A 20747-nucleotide genomic window follows, 5' to 3' on the forward strand; every position below is an offset into this window, starting at 1 on the left:
TTGGGAAGCTACTTTTGGTGTGTAAACTTATTTATTGGTGTGAGGTACATTGTAGCTGTAATCGCCCCTCTTTGGATGTATGCAGAATACTCAAATACCAAGAAACGAACTTGATTGGAAAGGCCCCATTGACCTACATACATTCCTCTTTCACAGTGACATTCTCATTGGTTACAGTAACGTAGGAGTTACCCGATAAGTATTCCGTATAACCGCAAACCGTTTTGGTATAGGTTTTACCGCGGCTGTCCGTAAACGTTAAGGAGACTGCGCCCTCCCCGGAAAGTTTCAGCTGCGGGGCGAATTTCACGTTTGACCCGCTGGAAACATCCTTATCGAATATGTAGGTGGAGCCACTCTCGTTGGTGTTATACGATTCGCCTTGGACGAGGTTAGCCTGAATATCGGTGAGATTATAGTCGGACTGATTGTGGATTGTGATTCTCAAGTGGCGGAAGGGATCGACTGCATTCAGCAGGATCTTAAAGGCGATGATGCCTATGACGAGTACGATGGCGGACAAGATAATCATTTTCCTTTTAGAGAATCGGCGACGTGTGTACAATGTAATGCACTCCTTTCCTATGAGGTATAAACGACGGGAGGAGATCAAAAGTTATAGATAAAATGGATACATATGAAAATTGGAGTTCAAATCGTCAGAAATTACTTCATGCGCCAAGCGGGAGAACAGGATACAATAAGATACTAGCAGTGCCAAAAGGACTGCACAGAGATCCTACATAATGAAGATCACTCAAAATAAGGAGGGGAATAAATTGAAACTTTCTCCAATGAATCAGCAAGATTATGCGAGTTTTCGCATTCGATCCATTAAGGATTTTGCACAGGAAAAAGTAGAAGCGGGCACTTGGGCGGAGGAAGAGGCGCAGCAACTGGCGGAGGAATCTTATGAACGTTATCTGCCAGAAGGTTTGAACACAACCGGAGCGTATCTCTACAATTTGGTGCATCCTGTGGACGGCAATGTGGGATATATCTGGTTTAATATCACGGATAATCGTCGTGGCAAAGATGCATTTTTGCTGGACATTGTGGTTGAAGAAGCACACCGCGGTAAAGGGTATGGAACAGAGACGATGGAGGCGCTTGAACAGACGGCCTTGAGTCTTGGTGTGGATCGCATCGGTTTGCATGTGTTTGGACATAATGTGCGGGCGAGTAGCCTTTATCGCAAGATGGGATATGAGGTAACGGATCTGACGATGTACAAGGAAATCAAAGGGTAAACCAATAGCGGATGGGACTCTGGTCGAATTGGCGAAGTTCCTTGATGCCTTGAGGTTTGTCATATATAATGTATAGGATTATCCATACCGAACAAGTAATCAATGAGGAGTTGTCATATACATGGCTTTGAAAGCTGGAATCGTGGGTTTGCCTAACGTTGGTAAATCTACATTGTTTAACGCAATTACACAAGCAGGTGCCGAATCGGCAAACTATCCGTTCTGTACAATTGACCCTAACGTGGGGATCGTTGAAGTACCAGATGAGCGTTTGGACAAACTGACAGAACTCGTTATACCTAAGAAAACAGTACCAACAGCGTTTGAGTTTGTAGATATCGCTGGTTTGGTTCGCGGTGCGAGCAAAGGCGAAGGTCTGGGTAACAAGTTTCTTGCCCACATCCGTGAAGTAGATGCAATTGTACACGTGGTACGTTGCTTTGTAGATGAGAACATCACACACGTCGATGGGAAAATCGACCCGGTAAGCGACATCCAGACGATCAATCTGGAGCTGATCCTGGCCGATATCGAGAGTGTTGAGAAGAAAATCGATCGCTCCAAGAAAAACATGAAGGGCGGCAACAAGACTGCCTCTCAAGAAGTAGAAGTGTTGGAGAAAGTGAAGGCTGTTCTGTACGATGACAAGCCGGCACGCAGCATGGAACTTACGGATGACGAGCTTCTGATCATACGTGATCTGCACTTGCTTACCCTGAAGCCTGTTCTGTACGCAGCCAATGTAGCTGAGGACGAAATCGGCGACGTGGCGAACAATGCTTACGTGCAAAAAGTAAGAGAATTTGCAGCTGCTGAGAATGCAGAAGTAGTGCCAATCAGTGCGAAGGTTGAAGAAGAGATCTCTGAGTTGGAAGGCGAAGATAAACAAATGTTCCTGGAAGAACTCGGTATCGAGGATTCCGGTCTGAACCTGTTGATCAAAGCGGCTTACAAATTGCTCGGTCTGTACACATACTTTACAGCAGGTGTACAGGAAGTTCGTGCGTGGACAATCCGTAAAGGTACAAAAGCGCCTGGCGCAGCGGGTGTCATCCACACTGACTTCGAACGCGGATTCATCCGTGCAGAAGTTGTTTCCTACGACGATCTGGTTGCAGCGGGTTCCATGAACGGTGCCAAAGAGCGCGGACAACTTCGTCTTGAAGGTAAAGAGTACGTTGTAAATGACGGCGACGTTATGCACTTCCGTTTCAACGTATAGGTTGTTACACCTTTATATGTAGATTTAATAACCAAAACCCTACGATCTTCTCGTGAAGTTCGTGGGGTCTTTGACTTAGGACGCAACGGAAAAATAGTCTTCCATGAGAAACGAGTTATTTATTTCATAATCCAAAATCAACTGCTGGAATAGATTTGTGAATAGTAATATTATGGTATAATAGAAGAGACAAAGTAACCGGTGGATTATCGACACGGCGATGCTTACCCGAAAGGGGGTGACGCCGTGTCATTTCTTGCAGTAGTGCAGCATTTCCTAGAAATTAGCGACAAGCTAATTAGTATTGCAGTGGGGTTAATAGCCCTATGCAGTGCGTGGAAAGTAGCGCGGAACAAGAAAAACCACCGGGATTAGGTTGGTCGCCTTGCAATCCGGTGGTTTTTCATTCGTTTGATTGAAATTCGCCGTGGTCGCCCACCGGTCTTTGTTAGAGAAGTCACGATGTTAGCGCATCGTGGCTTTTGTTTATTTTACACTTGCTATACTTGTATTATACCACAGTAGGAACATTTCGGAACAACATCGAACAACAATTTCAGTTTGTATTTTGCAGCACAAAAATTAGTTCATCCGCCTGCGGAACAGTTACTATTCAGAACCATAAGAATATGCTATAATTAAGAGTCGTATACCACGTTGAAATTCGCGCTTGAACAGATGAGCTGAAGCGGGTTTCATACAGGGTACACGAATTTCTTGATATCACTTTAAAAGTAAAGGATTTGATGACGTTGTAGCGATGTTATACGTCGATCATACATGAATGTGAATACATGCTGCGGTCAGGGGATTCGTGAGAATCCTGTGCGTTGTGGAATATAGATTATAGATGTAATTAATGTTGAATTGAAATAATTATTGAAAATGTGATGTGCTTGGACAAAATAATGCGTGAGGTGACTATACATGTTGGATAAATTACAGGCGTTAGCCGACCGTTATGACAAGTTGAGCGAGCTTTTGTGTGACCCGGATGTGGCAAGTGACAACAAAAAGTTGCGGGAATACTCCAAAGAACAATCCGATCTGCAACCAACTTATGAAGCGTACAATGAATACAAACAGGTAAGTCAGGATCTCGAAGCTGCGAAGGAAATGCAGGGTGAGAAACTGGATGATGAGATGCGTGAAATGGTCAAAATGGAAATTGACGAACTGAGCACTCGCCAGAAGGAACTGGACGATTTGATTCGTGTACTTATGCTGCCAAAAGATCCGAATGACGACAAAAACGTTATTGTTGAGATTCGCGGAGCAGCTGGTGGAGATGAAGCAGCGTTGTTTGCAGCAGATCTGTATCGGATGTACACACGTTATGCAGATGCACAGGGCTGGCGTGTAGAGCTGATGGACGTTAACACAAATGATCTGGGTGGATTCAAAGAGGTTGTTTTCCTGATTAACGGACGTGGCGCATACAGCAAAATGAAATACGAAAGCGGCGCACACCGTGTGCAGCGTATTCCGACAACCGAATCCGGCGGACGTATTCATACGTCAACTTCAACAGTTGCGGTTATGCCTGAAGCCGAAGATTTTGATATCGAAATCCATGACAAAGACATCCGTGTGGATACGTTCTGTTCCAGTGGTGCCGGTGGACAATCGGTTAATACCACGAAATCCGCAGTACGGGTAACACACGTCCCAACGGGAATCGTGGCGACGTGTCAGGATGGAAAATCACAGAACTCCAACAAGGAAAAAGCGTTGCAGGTTCTGCGTACACGTATCTTCGATATGAAACGTATGGAAGAGGAAGCGAAGATCTCTGTTGAGCGGAAGAGCAAAGTGGGAACAGGCGACCGCAGTGAGCGTATTCGTACGTACAACTTCCCGCAAAGCCGTGTGACGGATCACCGTATCGGTCTGACGATGCACAAGCTGGATCAGATCATGAACGGGGAGATTGAAGATATCTTGTCTGCACTTACGATTGCTCAGCAGACCGAGTTGATGGATAGAGGAGAATAATCTGTGACCCGCGCGCAGTTTGTCATGACGCCGGAACAGAGCTGTCGGGAAGCCTTCGTGGAGGCTTCCTCTTTTTTGGAGAAGTGCGGCGTGTACGAGCCGCAAAACAATGCCCGGCTGCTGCTGGAACATGTACTCGGCGTCTATGGCGCCGCGTATTACATGATGCAGCCGGAGCCTTTTCCCAGCGAGCATCGCAGCCGCTGGGAGGACGCCGTCACGCGCAAGGCTGCGGGTGAGCCGGCGCAATACATTATCGGCAGCCAGGAATTCTATGGGCTGCCGTTCGAGGTCACGCCGGCCGTGCTGATTCCGCGGCCGGAGACCGAGCTGTTGGTCGAGGCTGTGCTGCGCGAAGCCGACCGCGTGTTTCCAGACGGCGCTCCGCTCGCCGTCGATATTGGCACGGGCAGTGGTGCCATCGCGGTGACGATGGCTTCACTGCGCCCGCGCTGGCAGGTTGGCGCCGGGGATCTCTCGGCGGCTGCCCTGCAAGTGGCCGCGCGGAACGCGGCTGCGAACGGCGTGCAGATCGACTTCCGTGAAGGCGATCTGCTGGCCCCGTTCGCCGGGGAACGGGTGGACATCCTGGTGTCCAACCCGCCATACATCCCGGCGGCAGATATCGCCGGGTTGCAGCAAGAGGTGCGCGATCATGAGCCGCGCATGGCACTGGATGGCGGTCCGGACGGGCTTGCACCGTACCGCGCTATGCTGGAGCAACTGGCGCTGCTGCCTGCGCCGCCGCAGATCATTGGATTTGAGCTGGGCCAGGGGCAGGCTCGCGACATCGCGGCTCTGCTTGAAACGGCGGGACATTGGCCGGAAATTATCATTGTACCGGACCTTGCCGGAATCGAGCGGCATGTCCTGGGTGTTCGTACTTCGGAACAGGTGACGAAAATGTAAGGTTCCGCGGGTTTTCTTTTTGCCGTGAAATCCTCTACAATGAGATATACCGAAGATTTCTGAATGCTTGGGGGAACATAATTACATGCTGCACAAATTTAAAAAGATAGACTATTCTATTGTGTTTATACTGGTTATTCTGATGGTTATCAGTATTTTGTCGATTTACAGTACAACGTTTGGTCGTCCAAAGCTGGAGGGACTCCCGAAAAGTGCAGTGATCTTTTATATTTTGGGATTCGTAGCCTTTTTTGGGATGTCGATGATCAACTATAAATTCATAATCAAAAATTATTTATATATCTATGGCGTAGGTATGCTGCTGCTCATATTCGTTATGTTTTTTGGTAAGGAGTATTACGGTGCAAAAGGTTGGCTGTCCATCTTCGGGGTCAGTTTGCAGCCTGCTGAGTTGTTCAAATTATGCCTGATTGTATTTTTATCGGCCTTTTTGGCCCGAAAGAAGAATCGTCCGCTCTATTTTGGACGTGATGTTATTCCGATCTCACTCTGTGTTCTGCCGCCATTACTACTTGTATTGCTTCAAAATGACTTGGGAAATGCGTTGAGTTATGTTGTCATTCTTGTGGGTCTTTTATGGATCGGCAACATTAAATTTACGCATGCCCTCATTGGTTTTATTATTGCTGTGGCTACCTTTATCGGCGGTACACAGGCATATATTCATTATCATGATGAGATTGTTAAATTTCTGAATGACATTGGACGTTCACACTGGGCGGATCGTTTTGACCCCTGGCTTGTACCGGAGCTGACCTCAAGAGATGTACTCTGGCAGACGTATAATGCAAAGCTTGCGATTGGTTCTGGCGGTATTACGGGCAAAGGGTATATGGAGGGTACGACGATCCAGTCGAATCGGGTGCCGCTGGCCTATGCTGACTCCATCTTTGTTCAGATTGGTGAGGAATTTGGTTTCATCGGTGCCTCGGTATTGCTTCTCCTGTACTTTATCCTGATTCACAGGCTGGTGCTGATTGCACTGGAGTGTAAGGATCGTGCGGGGCCATACCTAATTGTAGGTATTATAGCGATGCTGCTCTACCAGATCTTTGTTAATATTGGCCCATTCATTGGTCTGATGCCATTGACAGGGATTACGCTGCCGTTTATCAGTTCGGGTGGTACCTCCATTATGCTCAACATGATCAGTATGGGGATTGTGATGAGTATCAAGGTTCACACGGAAGAAAACGAGGATATCCTCGGCTCTGCGGAACAACCGAGTATTACCGATTTGGTGATGAAGGTGCTAAGACGCAAGCCATCCCAGCAGGAGCAATAACGTTCTCGAATCCAACCTTGAAGCGGCACGTAAGATTTATGTATATAAGCTATATAAGTTGAACGAATCTTTTACACGATAACGGAGAGGACAGAAAAAACTGAAAAAGCAAAGCGTTCGCCTTTATCACCGGAGTTTCCCTTGAAAAAAGGGAATCGAAAAAATCTGGGGATAACAGCGATTGGAAGGTTATTCTCTCATCGTAGTGTCAGTGTAAATAATCCTTAGTTTAACTTATATATATAACTATAGAACCCTGGAACAGTTCAGCCCTATTCACTTAGGGATGAAAGTTTTGGGGTTTTTATTGTTTTTAGAGTGTGAGTCAGGCCATTGAATGGTTTAATTGTTACCCTGAAGCGATACAGATTTCCATTTTATTATCCAATTATATACAATGGTAATATTGAGTTCAATTGGAAATCATAGAATGTTAGATCAAGGGGATGGACTGAGTCATGGTGAGAATGTTGAAAAAGATGGACGGCGTGATTCTCTTCGTAATGCTGTTGCTCATGATTATTAGTGTATTTGCGATTTACAGCGGAACGCAGACAGATGCCAAACTGGCGAATCATCATGTCAAAACGATTTATTTCTATGTGGCCGGGTTCATTGCGGTGCTTGTGATCGGGCTTGTGAATTACAAGTTATACGTGAAATATGCGTTTTATTTGTATGGGTTGGGAATTATACTACTGATCCTGGCTAATGTCCTGGGCAGTTCTATCAATAACGCCAACGGTTGGCTAAAGCTGGGCGAGAACTTTTCTTTTCAACCGGCAGAGCTGTTCAAGATGATTCTGATTCTGTTCCTCGCCCATTTGATTGTGAAGAGACAACAAGGCACGCTGAAATTTTGGAGAGATATTGTGCCAATTGGCTGCTGGGCGTTTATTCCGTTTGCCCTTGTTATGGCTCAGAATGATTTGGGAAATGCGCTGGGGTATGTGGTGATTCTGGCTGCGGTATTCTGGATCGGGAATATGAGGCTGAAGCACGCATTGATTGCGCTGGCGATTGTGGGAGTGGCATTCTTTGGGTTTGTTAAAGCCTATACTTTCTACCATGATGAAGTGTTCACCTTTCTTGAAAAGATAAAACGTGAGCATTGGGCGGAGCGAATTGATCCTTGGCTTGTACCGGAAAAGGCTACCTCCAAAGCTTCCTGGCATACGAAAAATGCAGGTTTAGCCATCGGTTCAGGGGGCATCATCGGCAAAGGTTATTTGCAAGGAACATCCGTTCAGAGTGGACGAGTCCCCTATACGTATTCTGATTCCATTTTTGTCGTGATCGCAGAGGAGTTTGGCTTTGTTGGTGCTTCCGTCCTGATTCTGTTGTACTTTATTCTGATTCAACGTATGGTGCTGATTGCTCTGACCTGCAGAGATCGCGCGGGACCCGTCATCATTGTAGGTATTATCGGAATGTTATTGTATCAGGTATTTGAGAACGTGGGGGCTTTCCTCGGACTGATGCCACTCACAGGTATTACGTTACCGTTCATCAGTTACGGCGGAACCTCTTTGCTCATTAATATGGCTTGTATTGGTGTGGTCATGAGCATTAAGTTGTATGGACAGGAAGAGGAGGATGAACTTCTCATGGGGGAGCAGCAACCCCGGTTGTCGGAACGTTTATGGAATATGCTCAAGAAAGAGAAAAGTGCTGTGTAACTGTTGAGTCGGTGCAGTGAAAGTAAAGTGGTGGGACGTATAACGTAATCGTTCGTAGGAATGAAGAGGTTGATTTGCCCTGTAATCAGGTGCAGATCAGCCTTTTTAACATGACTGGTGAGAAAGTGTGAATGAGAGATAGGAGAAGAGAGAATCGATACAGAGGGTGTCTTCAAGCTTACCGTAAGTAGAGATGTACCTGAAAGAGTCGGGAACAGAGTGTTAAGCATGGTGCGGAGCTTCAGGTGCCAGCTGCTAGGAGTTAGGAGTTAGGAGCTATCGAACCTGGCGTGTCTTATTCGGGGATTTGTAGTGCCCGGAGAAAGCTAAGGAATCTGAGACACGTTAAATCAGCATAAACAGCCTTTTGTAGCGTGTTGGTCAGATGATTTTGGGGAATAACGTGTCTCGTGTTCCTTACCATTTCAAAAAAAGACCTGAAGGCCAAATAAGACGTTCTCGGTTCCTTAGAACATTGACTGTTCATTCGTGAGAGTCATTCGCCAGGGTCAGTCAGCACAGACTTCAAGGCTTTTTGGACGCTGACATTTGTCATCGTATAACTTGCCTGGGTTTAAACACACATTCTAGTAGTACGTGTTCAAAAAGGTGGGTTTTCAGTACCGAGAAGATGGGATGAAGCTAGAAATGGAGTAGTGGAGCGTAGGATAAACTACGTGAGCAACCAAAATGTCTCCTTCGGAAGCAACCTTCGTAAGCCTCTCGCTTATTTTGTCTGAATTTCATATTCGACGTAGATGATGCAGCTAGGCATCCTTCGTAATCAAAAGCGTTTTTTTTGAACAACCTCTAGTAGATTTATTGCAAATGCTAGGTTTACTTCCGTTTCTACCGGGCATACTGATAGACATGAGAGAGTTGCAGGTAGCGTGATCAGAGAGCCGAGGGGGAGAACGGAATGAGCAGACGAATTGTAAAGCAAATTGGACTTATTATTGTATGTCTTATGATGATTATCATGATGTGGGAAGGTCAGAAAACGGATGCAGCTGTGGCGGCCACGACGATTCCTGAACAATCGATTCGCTTGCGTATTCTAGCAAACTCGGATGCACCGGGCGATCAATTGGTGAAACGCGAGATTCGGGATGCTGTCGTTGCTCAAATGGGCGAGTGGGTAGCCGAACTGGAGAATCCGCAAAGTCTGGATGAAGCGCGCCAGGTTATTCGTGAGCATTTGTCCGAGATTGAGAATAGAGTAGGAGAAGAGTTGGCCAGTCGCGGTTTAAATTATGAGTATCAGGTGGAGCTGGGTTCCGTTCCGTTCCCGACCAAACTATATGGGGGTACCGTCTATCCTGCCGGAGATTATGAAGCGGTTCGGATCACGCTGGGGGAAGGCAAAGGTCAGAACTGGTGGTGTGTGTTGTTCCCGCCGTTGTGCTTCATTGATGCAGGGACCGGGGATGCACTGGCGAAACCTTCAACAGTATCAGCCGCCGCTGCTGAACCAGGAGATGCCGAGGCATCTGTGCAGGGAGATACACCGGAAGCAAGATTCTTTCTGTGGGATATGGCTGTGAAACTGTGGAGTTGGGTAACTAGTTTGTTCGCATAACAACGTATTTATACTATGGTAAAGGGCGGCTTCGATTCAGGGAGTTGCTCTTTTGGTATGAATCGGTGGCGAGCTTATAGTGAGACTCATTCGTGGAGTGAAGTGTGAAGGGCATCCGAGTTGGGACAGGTATGTTATAATTACATATAGTGCGTGTTCAAAAAGTCTGGCTTTCAGTACCAAGAAGATGGAATGAAGCTAGAAATGGAGTAGCGGAGGTAGGAAAACTACGTGAGCAACCACAATGTTCCCTTCGGAAACAACCTTCGTAAGCCTCACGCTTATTTCTGCTGAATTTCATATTCGACGTTGATGATGCTGTTAGGCATCTATCGTAATCAAAAGCGTACTTTTTGAACAACCTCTTATATTGAATATGGATATGAACTAACCTACTTGAATTTTAGGAATGATGATATATGAGCAGAGAAAACGAACCAGTTCAACACACCTCTGAGATGAGGGATGGTAGAGAAGAACGTGATATGAAAGCTCCGGGAGAGCCAGTCACCGAGATGTGGGATGTACGTGTCTTGGTGAGAGCTGAGAACGATCACGGATTGGGTAATATTGAAATGTTGGATGTGAAAAAGGGGAGCGCCGATCAACAGGCGCTCGCCGACTTGCAGGCTGCCGCAGCCTGCATTCGTCAAGGTCAGACGGTAGCCTTTCCGACCGAGACGGTCTATGGCCTGGGTGCCGATGCACGTAGCACAGCAGCCGTGGAGGCCGTATTTGTCGCCAAAGGCCGACCTTCCGACAATCCACTGATTGTGCATATCGCGCACCGTGACCAGTTGGATGCTCTGGTCACGGAAGTGAACGAAACAGCCGAAGCGCTGATGGCGGCCTTCTGGCCGGGACCACTGACGCTGGTGCTGCCGGTTAGGCCGGGGGCGGTGTCCCCGCGTGTCACCGCCGGTCTGGACACGGTGGCCGTGCGCATGCCGGACCATCCGGTGGCCTTGCAGTTAATCGCGGCGGCGTCATGCCCTGTGGCTGCGCCAAGCGCCAACCGCTCCGGGCGGCCAAGCCCGACACTCGCGTCTCATGTGCGCGAGGATCTGGATGGCCGCATCGGCGGCATTGTGGACGGCGGCCCCACCGGGGTGGGCGTCGAGTCCACGGTGGTGCAGGTCGGTGACGACGGTACCGTCACCATCCTGCGCCCTGGCGGCATTACGGCGGAACAGCTGTCCGCCGTTGCCGCCCGTGTCGCCACGGACCCCGCGCTACTCGCGGAGGGGGCCGATGGCGTGGGCAGCCAGGCGCCGCGCTCGCCGGGCATGAAGTACACGCACTACGCACCCGCAGGGGCGCTGTGCGTGGTAGAGGGGCCGCCCGCAGCGGTGGCGGCCTGGATCAGCGCCGCCCTCGCAGAGGCGGCGCAGCGCGGAGAGCGCACCGCGGTGCTGGCGTTCGCCGAGCACGCGGAGCAGTACCGCGCCGATGCCGTGTTCTCGCTGGGAGACGCCAGCGAGCTGGAAGAAGCAGCGCGCCGGCTATACGCCGCGCTGCGCAGCTGCGATGAGCAAGGCGCCACATATATTGTGGCTGAAGCCTGCTCACGCGAAGGGCTGGGAGCAGCCGTCATGAATCGGCTGCTCAAGGCTGCGGGGAACCAACTCATACAAGTTGGCAACCAGCAACCCTCTTAACCTCTCCTGATCATACAGTCAGGGGAGTTGCTTAACTTTTTCCAAAAAAAAAAATCAAGATTCTATAAAGCCAGCATCCAACCATAGATCCGTCGCCGTTTGCCTTTCATCGGTCATGTTTAGGTCCTTGTCCGCATATCGTGTACAAGAACCTTTACGTGACTTGGGGGTATGGGGATGTGGGATGTGTCTGCCCATGTAGGGCAGTTGGTAACCATTTTGATCATGGCTGTTGCGCTTGGCCTCGATGCGTTCTCACTCGGAATCGGAATTGGCATGAAGGGCATCCGGCTGCGGGATGTATTGCGAATCAGTACAGTAACGGCGCTATTTCATATCATCATGCCGCTCATCGGCATGTATATGGGCAAATACGTCAGCTCCCTGCTCGGTGACATTACGACGTATGCGGCAGGTGGATTGCTTGTTTTGCTGGGTGCTCATATGATTCTAAATGCATTCCGTGAAGGCGATACAAAGCTGGTTGACCACCGTTCCCTACTGGGCGTTGTTTTGTTCTCCCTTAGTGTAAGTGTGGACTCGTTTTCCGTTGGTGTGTCCCTGGGGATGTTTAGCAGTGATCTAATCTTAACCGTACTTGCTTTCGGGTTGTGTGGCGGGGTGATGTCGGTTATGGGTCTGCTATTAGGCCGTCGGGTGAGCCAGAATCTCGGGGATTATGGCGAAGCTATTGGTGGCGCAATCTTGCTTGCGTTTGGACTTTTGTTTATATTTTAGAATAAAACTTGAGATATCATATCAATCGCATCATATGTAAAATGGGGAGGCTAACACAATGAAACATATTTTATTCGTATGTACAGGCAATACGTGCCGCAGCCCCATGGCAGAGGGGCTTTTGCGAAAACTGGCATCGGAGCGCGGCATTCAGGTGGAGGTTCGTTCCGCAGGTGTGGCAGCAACGTCGGGTATGCCGATCTCCCGTCATGCGGAAGCAGTTTTGAGAGATCATAACGTTGAAGGTCCACCTCATTCCACACAGCTTAGCTCTAACCTGGTAGGTTGGGCCGATCTGGTTCTTACATTAACACGGAGTCATAAGCAGCATGTCATGCAGGTGTTTCCCGATTCAGTCCACAAAACCTATACATTGAAAGAATATGTGGAGGATGATGAACAGGTATTAAGTGATGTTCAGGAGTTGGACAGCCTGTTTGCAACGCTGGAGATGAAACGTGCCCTTGGGCAAGAGATTCTGGCATCGGAGCGTGAGCGAGCCATTGAGATTAGACAACGAATCCCAAGTTTCGACATCTCTGATCCGTTTGGGGGAAGCCGTGATGATTACAATATAGCTGCAGCTGAGATTCGGACGGCATTGGACCGGCTTTTGGATAAGCTGGGATAAATCTGATTCTGCGGGGCAGGTTATAGAAATAGGACATGTGATGTAAATTAACCGTTGATTTTAGCCGCGGGTTGTTTTATGATGAAGGGGAAAACAGGGATCCGGTGTAACTGGCGACGAAGTGGGCATAACCACGATGGAGCACCGGAACAAACGGCCGGTCGCCTGGGCAAAAGAGCAATTCTGCGTTACCCGCAGACTGCTCTTTTTTTCGTCTTTCATCTGATTATTCGCTATAATAGTACCTGAGATGCCGTGCAAGAATACGAAGGACAGCCAAGAGACAGCGGGCATGATTTTATCGGGAGGCGATGATAGGATGACTATAGAGTTAGATTCGGAACAACCCGGATTGCAGGAACAGACCGCGTCTATTCTGCATGAACTGGCGCTTGCTGGACAGCTTGGGCCTGGACAGATCGTTGTGATCGGTACAAGCACAAGTGAAGTCGCAGGCGCTCGGATTGGTACGAGTGGTGCCATTGAAGTGGCACAGCAGCTTCTTGCGGGTATACGCGAGGTGCAGGAGGAATTCGGTTTTGACACGGTATTCCAATGTTGTGAGCATCTGAACCGTGCGCTGGTAATGGAGCGTTCTGTGCTTACTCGTCTTGGATTGACCGAGGTTGGTGCAGTACCCGTGCCCAAGGCCGGAGGTTCAATGGCATCCGCAGCATATCGTTCGCTGACCGATCCATGCCTGGCTGAACATGTGCAGGCCCATGCGGGACTGGACATTGGGGAGACGATGATTGGGATGCATCTCCGGCATGTAGCCGTACCCTATCGTACAGCGCTCCGCTATGTTGGAGATGCACGTGTGACCACAGCGTTGACTCGTCCGAAGTTGATTGGCGGCGAACGCGCGGTGTATCGTATGGAAGAACAACCAGATTCGACATTTTGTGACTGATATCTTCAACCAATATAAAGCTAAATTAGACTTTACACGAAAATGGAGAGTGCAACACCAATCTGAAGAAGCAAAGCGTTCGCCTTTATCCCCGGATTTTCCCCTTATTATAAGGAGTTCAGAAAAATCTGGGGATAACAGCGATCGGAAGATGGTGATGCAATCGAAGTCAGGAGTGTAACCACTGTAGTTTCGCTTTATAACTTCACTTATAACTGGGAGGAATTTAATCATGGAACAATTGCGCAAGAATGACCCGGCAGTACTGGAAGCGATGAATCTTGAACTGAAACGTCAACAGAACAACATCGAACTGATTGCATCCGAGAACATCGTAAGTGAAGCAGTAATCGAAGCATTGGGATCTGTTCTGACCAACAAGTACGCTGAAGGATATCCAGGCAAACGTTACTATGGCGGTTGTGAGCATGTGGATGTCGTTGAAGACATCGCGCGTGATCGTGCCAAAGAATTGTTCGGAGCAGAACACGTGAATGTTCAACCTCACTCCGGTGCACAAGCGAACATGGCAGTATATCTTGCAGCGTTGAAACCTGGTGATACTGTACTTGGTATGAACCTTGCCCATGGTGGACACCTCACACACGGTAGCCCGGTGAACGCATCCGGTTTGCTGTACAACTTCGTAGCATACGGCGTACAGGAAGATACATTCCTGATTGATTATGATGAAGTACGCAAAGCGGCTTTCAAACACCGCCCTCGTCTGATCGTTGCAGGTGCAAGTGCATATCCGCGTACCATTGATTTTGAAAAGCTGGCTTCCATCGCCAATGATGTAGGTGCTTTGTTCATGGTGGACATGGCTCACATCGCAGGACTGGTTGCTGCTGGTTTGCATCCAAACCCGGTTCCACATGCGCATTTCGTAACAACAACAACACACAAAACGCTGCGTGGACCTCGTGGTGGTATGATTCTGTGCCGCAAAGCATGGGCAGCAGCAATTGATAAAGCCGTATTCCCTGGTTCCCAAGGTGGTCCTTTGATGCACGTAATTGCTTCCAAAGCGGTAGCATTTGGAGAAGCTTTGCAACCGGAGTTCAAAACATATGCACAGAACGTTGTGAAAAACGCACAGGTTCTGGCTGAAACACTGATCGCTGAAGGATTGAACATCGTATCCGGTGGTACAGATAACCACTTGATGCTGATCGACACACGCAGTGTGAACATCACAGGTAAAGAAGCTGAGCATGTACTTGATTCCATCGGGATTACCGTGAACAAAAATGCAATTCCATTCGACCCGACAAGCCCGTTTGTAACGAGCGGTATTCGAATTGGTACACCTGCTGCAACTTCCCGTGGCATGAACGAAGAAGCGATGGTAGCGATCGGTAAGATCATTGCTAAAACATTGAAAAATCCAAAAGATACAGCGAAGCTGGATGAAGCCCGTGCAGAAGTGACTGCACTGACAGACCAATTCCCGCTCTATACCGACCTTAAATACTAAAAAACTTTGCTCATGCTGTTTGTATTTGAGATGTTCTTAAAATGGGATACAAAAAAACGAAGCAGACAGAATGAGACCGCAGAAGCGAAGCGTTCGCCTTTATCCCCGGATTTTTCCCTTGTTAAAAGGAGAATAAAAAAATCTGGGGATAACAGCGATCGAAGGATCATTCTGTAGGCGGAGTGCCATTGTATTCATCATTTTCATTTTCTCAATGACATAACAGCATGAGCAAAACAGGACCGGATGGATCATTTTCCGGTCCTGTTTTTTATAGGATTCGGTATTCTGTAATGATTGGGTGCCCTTTGATGGTGTAATTCGTTGTTGGTGATGATATAATATACAGGATTTATCGAGCCCATGAATGGTGGCTAGGTATATTTGGAAATGCTGAACATGAAGAACTTACCGGAGGGACAAATTAGATGGGAAAATTAGTAATATGTGATCACCCTTTGATTCAACACAAACTGACGTTTATACGCGACATGCGTACGAATACGAAAGATTTTCGTGAATTGGTGGATGAAGTAGCAACGTTGATGGCTTATGAGATTACAAGAGATGTGGAACTGGAAACGATTGATGTACAGACACCTGTAGCTGCAACACAAGGTAAAGTCATCTCTGGACGTATGCTCGGACTGGTGCCGATTCTGCGTGCAGGACTCGGAATGCTGGATGGCGTTGTGAAATTGTTGCCAGCGGCAAAAGTTGGACATGTTGGTCTGTTCCGTGACCCGGAAACACTGCAACCGGTAGAATACTACACCAAACTGCCTACAGACGTAACAGAGCGTCAATTGATTGTAATTGATCCGATGCTGGCAACGGGTGGTTCGGCAATTGCAGCTATTGACGTGCTCAAAAAACGTGGCTGTACCCAAATCAAAATGATGAACCTGGTTGCAGCACCGGAAGGCGTAAAAGCTGTGCAAGATGCACATCCCGATGTGGACATCTATGTAGCAGCATTGGACGACCGTTTGGATGATCATGGTTATATCGTTCCAGGGCTTGGAGATGCAGGAGACCGTCTATACGGCACTAAATAAGCATATTGCATGCGGAGTAGAAAAGGGGCTTTGCTCGAATGTCCAACAAAATTAAAGTCATGACGATTTTCGGGGTGCGTCCGGAAGCCATCAAGATGGCTCCGCTTATTTTGGAATTGCAGAAACACCCTGAGTCTATTGAATCTATTGTTTGCGTAACTGCGCAGCATCGCCAGATGTTAGATCAGGTACTTGAAGTTTTCGACATTCATCCCGATTATGATCTGGATGTGATGAAAGACCGTCAGACATTGAATGAAATTACGATTCGTGTATTAGGCGGTCTGGAGCCAGTATTGGCTGAAGCGAAACCGGATATTGTACTGGTTCACGGGGATACATTAACTACCTTTGTGGCGAGCTATGCAGCATTCCTGCAACAGATTCAGGTAGGGCATGTGGAAGCGGGGCTGCGGACGTGGAACAAGCTGTCTCCATATCCGGAAGAGATGAATCGTCAGCTGACGGGAGTACTGGCTGATCTACACTTTGCGCCTACGGATTGGTCTTCTTCCAATCTTGCCAAAGAAAATAAATCAGAGTCTAGTACGTACGTCACAGGCAACACGGTAACAGATGTGTTTCAATATACAGTACGGGAGGACTACACACACCCGGTACTTGATTGGGCCCAAGGCAAACGCCTTGTGCTGATGACAGCTCATCGCCGTGAATCTCAAGGCGAGCCTCACCGCAACATTTTCCAGGCCGTCAAACGGATTGCTGACGAATTCGAAGATATTGCCATCGTGTACCCGGTGCATCCAAGTCCTGCTGTGAAGGAGCCGGCTCACGCGATTTTGGGGAATCATCCCCGTATTCAATTAATTGATCCACTAGACGTAGTGGATTTGCATAACTTTTACCCGCACACTCACTTGATTTTGACCGATTCAGGCGGTTTGCAGGAAGAAGCGCCTTCGTTTGGTGTCCCTGTGCTCGTATTGCGAGATACGACAGAGCGCCCGGAAGGTATCGAAGCTGGAACGCTGGAACTGGTAGGTACCGAAGAGGAACGTGTGTATGAACGGACCAAAGCTCTGCTTACAGACAAAACCCTGTATGCAAGCATGAGTCAGGCTGCCAATCCATACGGTGATGGACATGCTTCGGAAAGAATTGTCAATGCGATTTTGCACCATTTTGGTGTAAATAGTGAGCGTCCGGAATCATTTCACAGAAAATTCAAAAAATAATACAATTTTTCTGACGGATTTATAAAGGGCATAGCATACAGTTAAACTGTACGGTTTACGCGGGTTTATGGGCTTTGAGGGTCTGTATTCCCGTCGTTTTCCCCTTTAAAACGCTAAAATCATTCAATTGACAAAGGCTCTCATCATTCAGTAAAATTAACTGGGATTGCAAGGGTGGCGTGGAAAATGGCCGATTCGAACAAACCAAATTCATCCCGTAACCATGACGATAATGTATGGAAAGCGATGGGACTCGTGACAGCTTTTGGGATCGAGATTGCCATTCTCGCTGTTGTCGGATATTACGCTGGCTCCTGGTTGGACAAGACCATCGGAGGTAACGGAATATGGATCGCCGTAAGCGTTCTCTTTTTTCTTGCGGCAGGCGGTGTAAGCATCTACTTTATCGCGAAAAAATTCATGGGGGAAAGTGATGAGTGAACTAACCAGATACCGCAGATCGATGACTGTTTTCATCATGTACTTTCTTATGATTTGTTTTCTCGCAGCGGCCTTTATGCCACGTGTGGAGACAATTGCTTTGGGACTGGCCCTGGGTACAGGAATTAGCTGGATCAATGCATTTTACTTGGGCTACAAAGTAAGGAAAATGTCTGATGATGCGGCAGAAGGTAACTTGAAGCGTGTGAACCTGGGATTTTTGACAAGAGCGGCACTCGCTGTGCTCGGTATATTCATATCGATGCGCTTTCCGCAGTACTTCAATACATATGCGGTTGCAGGCGGTCTCGTCATTGCACAATTTTCCTTACTGATTATAGGGATTGTCCATTCCCGCAGAGCAGAATGATTTAAGGGCTGCAGCTTTCAAGTCGAGAAAGGGGTGAGAAAAATATGCATGAAGCTCCAATTATTATGCTTGGCGGATTTCGACTGGATCTATCGGTTCTGTTGATGCTGGTCGTTACAGGTGCAATTGTTTTTATTTTTGCTGTACTGGCAACACGGAGATTATCCGTTGAAAATCCCGGCAAGCTGCAAAATTTTATGGAGTGGGCAGTAGAATTCGTCCGCAATCTGATTTCCAGCACAATGGATATGAAGAAAGGTAAACATTTTATCTCTCTCGCTCTTTCCATGATTATGTTCATTTTTGTAGGGAATATGCTCGGCCTTCCGCTCGTGGCTGTATCTGAGGTAACAGATGTTAGTCAGGCACAGGTATTCGGTAAGCCGATTGTTACAGCGGTGGAGGCGTTTGAAGAAGCGCATGCCAAGGACCCTGAAGCACACCCACACGTTGAACTGGCCTGGTGGAAATCACCAACAGCCGACTTGTCTGTAACAATGGGACTTGCTCTCGTAGCGTTCCTTGTATCTCATGGACTAGGATTGTTCCGTAACACCAAAGGGTATCTCCAGCATTACTTCAAGCCATTCGCTTTGTTCTTGCCAATCAACTTGATTGAGACGGCATCCAAGCTGTTGACACACGGTATGCGTCTATTTGCGAATATCTTCGCAGGTGAGGTACTGATCGCAACGATCCTGAAACTGACCACATTCAAAGTGTTTGGTGCTATTGCAGCGATTCCGCTACTAATGGTGTGGCAAGGCTTCAGTATCTTTATCGGCGCGATCCAGGCATTTGTGTTTGTTATCTTGATGATGGTGTACATTTCACAGAGCATCGAGACGCACGACGAGCATTAAGTTTCAAGCCCTACGAAGATTTCTTCACCAGGCTGAACAATAAAAAATTCGATTTATCATTTTAAGGAGGATATACAAATGGGAGCAATGGCATTAATCGCAGCAGCAATTGTTGCAGGACTGGGCGCGTTTGGCGCAGGTATTGGTAACGGTATGGTAATCAGCAAAACGGTGGAAGGTATTGCCCGTCAACCGGAAGCAAAATCCACTCTTCAAACAACAATGTTTATCGGTGTAGGTTTGATCGAGGTATTGCCGATCATTGGTGTGGTACTCGCGTTCATGTTCTACGGTATGGCTTAATTAAATTTTAAAGGTTTGGCGGGGAAGGCCATAGCCATCCGCGCCTTCTTTTTAGGTAATGTCCGCTACCTGCGGATGAACGTTTCAAGGATACCTCCAGGAAGGAGTGAACAGATTGAGTTTCATATGGGAAAATACGCTTCTTGCGATGATTGCATTTGTAATTTTATATTGGCTGCTTAGCCGTTATGCCTTCGGGCCTTTGTTCTCCATCATGGAAAAACGTCGTGAACTCGTGATGACGCAGATGAATGAGGCTGCACAGACTCGGGAACAGGCCATTGCCTATGTGGAGGAACAAAAACAAGCTCTTGAGCAAGCACGCCAAGATGCTTACGACATCATTGAACAGTCCAAACAAACGGGTGGCAAACAAGCTGAATCGATTTTGGCTGATGCAAAAGCTGAAGCTAATCGTCTGAAAGACGATGCAGTACGCGAAATCGAGAGCGAGAAGAACAAAGCAGTCGCAGCACTTCGCAGCGAACTGGGTACAGCTTCCGTTCAGATTGCATCCAAGTTGATCAAAAAAGAAGTTGAGAACGGTCCTGCACAAGAAGAGCTTGTGAACCAATACCTCAATGAGGTAGGAGGCCGACAATGAGCCGCGATACGATTGTTGCCAAGCGTTATGCGAAAGCATTGTTCGAAGTTGCTCTTCAGCAACAGCAGGTGCTTGAGGTTGAACAGGAACTGGTTGCAGTAGTCAGTGCATTGACTGGAGATGCTGATATCGAGAAATTTATCGTATCCCCTAATATTTCTGATGAAGCCAAGCAGAACGTGATTCACTCAAGTCTTGATGGCAAGGTATCCGATTCAGTCCTTCGTACAGTCTTGTTGTTGATTGAGCGCGGACGCGTTGAATTGCTGGGAGACTTGCTGAATGATTATCGGAAGATCCAAGGTGAGTCGCTGGGCATCGCTGATGCACGTGTCTACTCGACTTATGCGTTGAATGATGAAGAAAAAGAAGCGGTAGCCCGTGAATTCGGTGGCCGTGTGAATAAAAAGATTCGTATCGAGAACATTGTTGATCCGACTCTGCTGGGCGGATTGAAAGTCGCCATTGGCGATACGATCTATGACGGCAGCTTGGCTGGCAAGCTCGAACGTCTTGAGCAGTCTTTTAACAGACGAGTACAGTAGATTGGGG

The 20747-nt window shown here is 47.8% G+C and carries 21 protein-coding genes and 1 riboswitch; of the genes, 20 read left to right on the forward strand and 1 reads right to left on the reverse strand.

Features of this window, described 5'->3' with window-relative positions; genetic code table 11:
* Nucleotides 1-133: 133 nt before the first annotated feature.
* A complete protein-coding gene (locus QVE09_RS15830) occupies nucleotides 134-565 on the reverse strand; it encodes a hypothetical protein (RefSeq protein ID WP_315937560.1) in 432 nt (143 codons plus the stop codon).
* A gap of 214 nt (nucleotides 566-779) precedes the next feature.
* Here QVE09_RS15830 and QVE09_RS15835 point away from each other — a divergent pair, with 214 nt between their 5' ends.
* The 20 genes from QVE09_RS15835 to QVE09_RS15930 all read left to right on the forward strand — a co-directional run bounded on the left by QVE09_RS15835 (nucleotide 780) and on the right by QVE09_RS15930 (nucleotide 20740).
* On the forward strand, nucleotides 780-1250 hold the full coding sequence (locus QVE09_RS15835) for a GNAT family N-acetyltransferase (RefSeq protein WP_315937561.1): 471 nt from the start codon (nucleotides 780-782) through the stop codon (nucleotides 1248-1250).
* A gap of 121 nt (nucleotides 1251-1371) precedes the next feature.
* Nucleotides 1372-2472 carry a redox-regulated ATPase YchF gene (gene ychF, locus QVE09_RS15840; protein ID WP_315937562.1) on the forward strand — a complete coding sequence of 367 codons (1101 nt, stop codon included), beginning with the start codon at nucleotides 1372-1374 and terminating at the stop codon, nucleotides 2470-2472.
* Between the two features lie 927 nt (nucleotides 2473-3399).
* Nucleotides 3400-4467: a peptide chain release factor 1 gene (gene prfA, locus QVE09_RS15845; protein WP_315937563.1), complete on the forward strand. Its 1068-nt coding sequence runs from the start codon at nucleotides 3400-3402 to the stop codon at nucleotides 4465-4467.
* A 24-nt stretch (nucleotides 4468-4491) separates the two neighbouring features.
* The gene (gene prmC, locus QVE09_RS15850) at nucleotides 4492-5376 is read left to right on the forward strand and encodes a peptide chain release factor N(5)-glutamine methyltransferase (protein ID WP_315937706.1); all 885 of its coding nucleotides are present in this window, start codon (nucleotides 4492-4494) and stop codon (nucleotides 5374-5376) included.
* An 85-nt stretch (nucleotides 5377-5461) separates the two neighbouring features.
* Nucleotides 5462-6682 (forward strand): FtsW/RodA/SpoVE family cell cycle protein, encoded by a 1221-nt coding sequence (locus QVE09_RS15855; protein WP_315937564.1) that lies wholly within the window; start codon nucleotides 5462-5464, stop codon nucleotides 6680-6682.
* A gap of 458 nt (nucleotides 6683-7140) precedes the next feature.
* Nucleotides 7141-8361, forward strand: a complete 1221-nt coding sequence (locus QVE09_RS15860) for an FtsW/RodA/SpoVE family cell cycle protein (RefSeq protein WP_315937565.1) — start codon at nucleotides 7141-7143, stop codon at nucleotides 8359-8361.
* 919 nt (nucleotides 8362-9280) lie between these two features.
* The gene (spoIIR, locus tag QVE09_RS15865) at nucleotides 9281-9940 is read left to right on the forward strand and encodes a stage II sporulation protein R (RefSeq protein WP_315937566.1); all 660 of its coding nucleotides are present in this window, start codon (nucleotides 9281-9283) and stop codon (nucleotides 9938-9940) included.
* A gap of 485 nt (nucleotides 9941-10425) precedes the next feature.
* On the forward strand, nucleotides 10426-11598 hold the full coding sequence (locus QVE09_RS15870; RefSeq protein WP_397387047.1) for an L-threonylcarbamoyladenylate synthase: 1173 nt from the start codon (nucleotides 10426-10428) through the stop codon (nucleotides 11596-11598).
* 177 nt (nucleotides 11599-11775) lie between these two features.
* Nucleotides 11776-12336, forward strand: coding sequence for a manganese efflux pump MntP (locus tag QVE09_RS15875; RefSeq protein ID WP_315937567.1), 561 nt, complete (start codon nucleotides 11776-11778; stop codon nucleotides 12334-12336).
* Between the two features lie 58 nt (nucleotides 12337-12394).
* On the forward strand, nucleotides 12395-12967 hold the full coding sequence (locus QVE09_RS15880) for a low molecular weight protein arginine phosphatase (RefSeq protein WP_036612575.1): 573 nt from the start codon (nucleotides 12395-12397) through the stop codon (nucleotides 12965-12967).
* Between the two features lie 96 nt (nucleotides 12968-13063).
* Nucleotides 13064-13145: riboswitch (ZMP/ZTP riboswitch) on the forward strand.
* 141 nt (nucleotides 13146-13286) lie between these two features.
* The gene (locus QVE09_RS15885; RefSeq protein WP_076254013.1) at nucleotides 13287-13880 is read left to right on the forward strand and encodes a TIGR01440 family protein; all 594 of its coding nucleotides are present in this window, start codon (nucleotides 13287-13289) and stop codon (nucleotides 13878-13880) included.
* A gap of 232 nt (nucleotides 13881-14112) precedes the next feature.
* Nucleotides 14113-15360, forward strand: a complete 1248-nt coding sequence (locus QVE09_RS15890; RefSeq protein ID WP_253441329.1) for a serine hydroxymethyltransferase — start codon at nucleotides 14113-14115, stop codon at nucleotides 15358-15360.
* A 428-nt stretch (nucleotides 15361-15788) separates the two neighbouring features.
* On the forward strand, nucleotides 15789-16418 hold the full coding sequence (gene upp, locus QVE09_RS15895; RefSeq protein ID WP_017691929.1) for a uracil phosphoribosyltransferase: 630 nt from the start codon (nucleotides 15789-15791) through the stop codon (nucleotides 16416-16418).
* Nucleotides 16419-16456: 38 nt separating this feature from the next.
* Entirely contained in the window at nucleotides 16457-17614 is a 1158-nt protein-coding gene (wecB, locus tag QVE09_RS15900; RefSeq protein ID WP_036667768.1) for a non-hydrolyzing UDP-N-acetylglucosamine 2-epimerase, read from the forward strand.
* A gap of 186 nt (nucleotides 17615-17800) precedes the next feature.
* Nucleotides 17801-18055: an AtpZ/AtpI family protein gene (locus QVE09_RS15905; protein ID WP_145051553.1), complete on the forward strand. Its 255-nt coding sequence runs from the start codon at nucleotides 17801-17803 to the stop codon at nucleotides 18053-18055.
* Nucleotides 18048-18425 (forward strand): ATP synthase subunit I, encoded by a 378-nt coding sequence (locus QVE09_RS15910; protein ID WP_062836961.1) that lies wholly within the window; start codon nucleotides 18048-18050, stop codon nucleotides 18423-18425. Before QVE09_RS15905 ends, QVE09_RS15910 begins: the two co-directional genes overlap by 8 nt.
* A gap of 44 nt (nucleotides 18426-18469) precedes the next feature.
* Nucleotides 18470-19288 carry a F0F1 ATP synthase subunit A gene (atpB, locus tag QVE09_RS15915; protein ID WP_315937568.1) on the forward strand — a complete coding sequence of 273 codons (819 nt, stop codon included), beginning with the start codon at nucleotides 18470-18472 and terminating at the stop codon, nucleotides 19286-19288.
* 78 nt (nucleotides 19289-19366) lie between these two features.
* Entirely contained in the window at nucleotides 19367-19591 is a 225-nt protein-coding gene (gene atpE, locus QVE09_RS15920) for a F0F1 ATP synthase subunit C (RefSeq protein WP_017691934.1), read from the forward strand.
* 115 nt (nucleotides 19592-19706) lie between these two features.
* A complete protein-coding gene (gene atpF / locus QVE09_RS15925) occupies nucleotides 19707-20195 on the forward strand; it encodes a F0F1 ATP synthase subunit B (RefSeq protein ID WP_211084047.1) in 489 nt (162 codons plus the stop codon).
* On the forward strand, nucleotides 20192-20740 hold the full coding sequence (locus QVE09_RS15930; protein WP_036612565.1) for a F0F1 ATP synthase subunit delta: 549 nt from the start codon (nucleotides 20192-20194) through the stop codon (nucleotides 20738-20740). The genes atpF and QVE09_RS15930 overlap by 4 nt, the downstream gene beginning before the upstream one ends.
* The last annotated feature ends 7 nt before the right edge of the window (nucleotides 20741-20747 follow it).

It is taken from the genome of Paenibacillus sp. ClWae2A, assembly GCF_032452295.1.
GTDB lineage: Bacteria > Bacillota > Bacilli > Paenibacillales > Paenibacillaceae > Paenibacillus.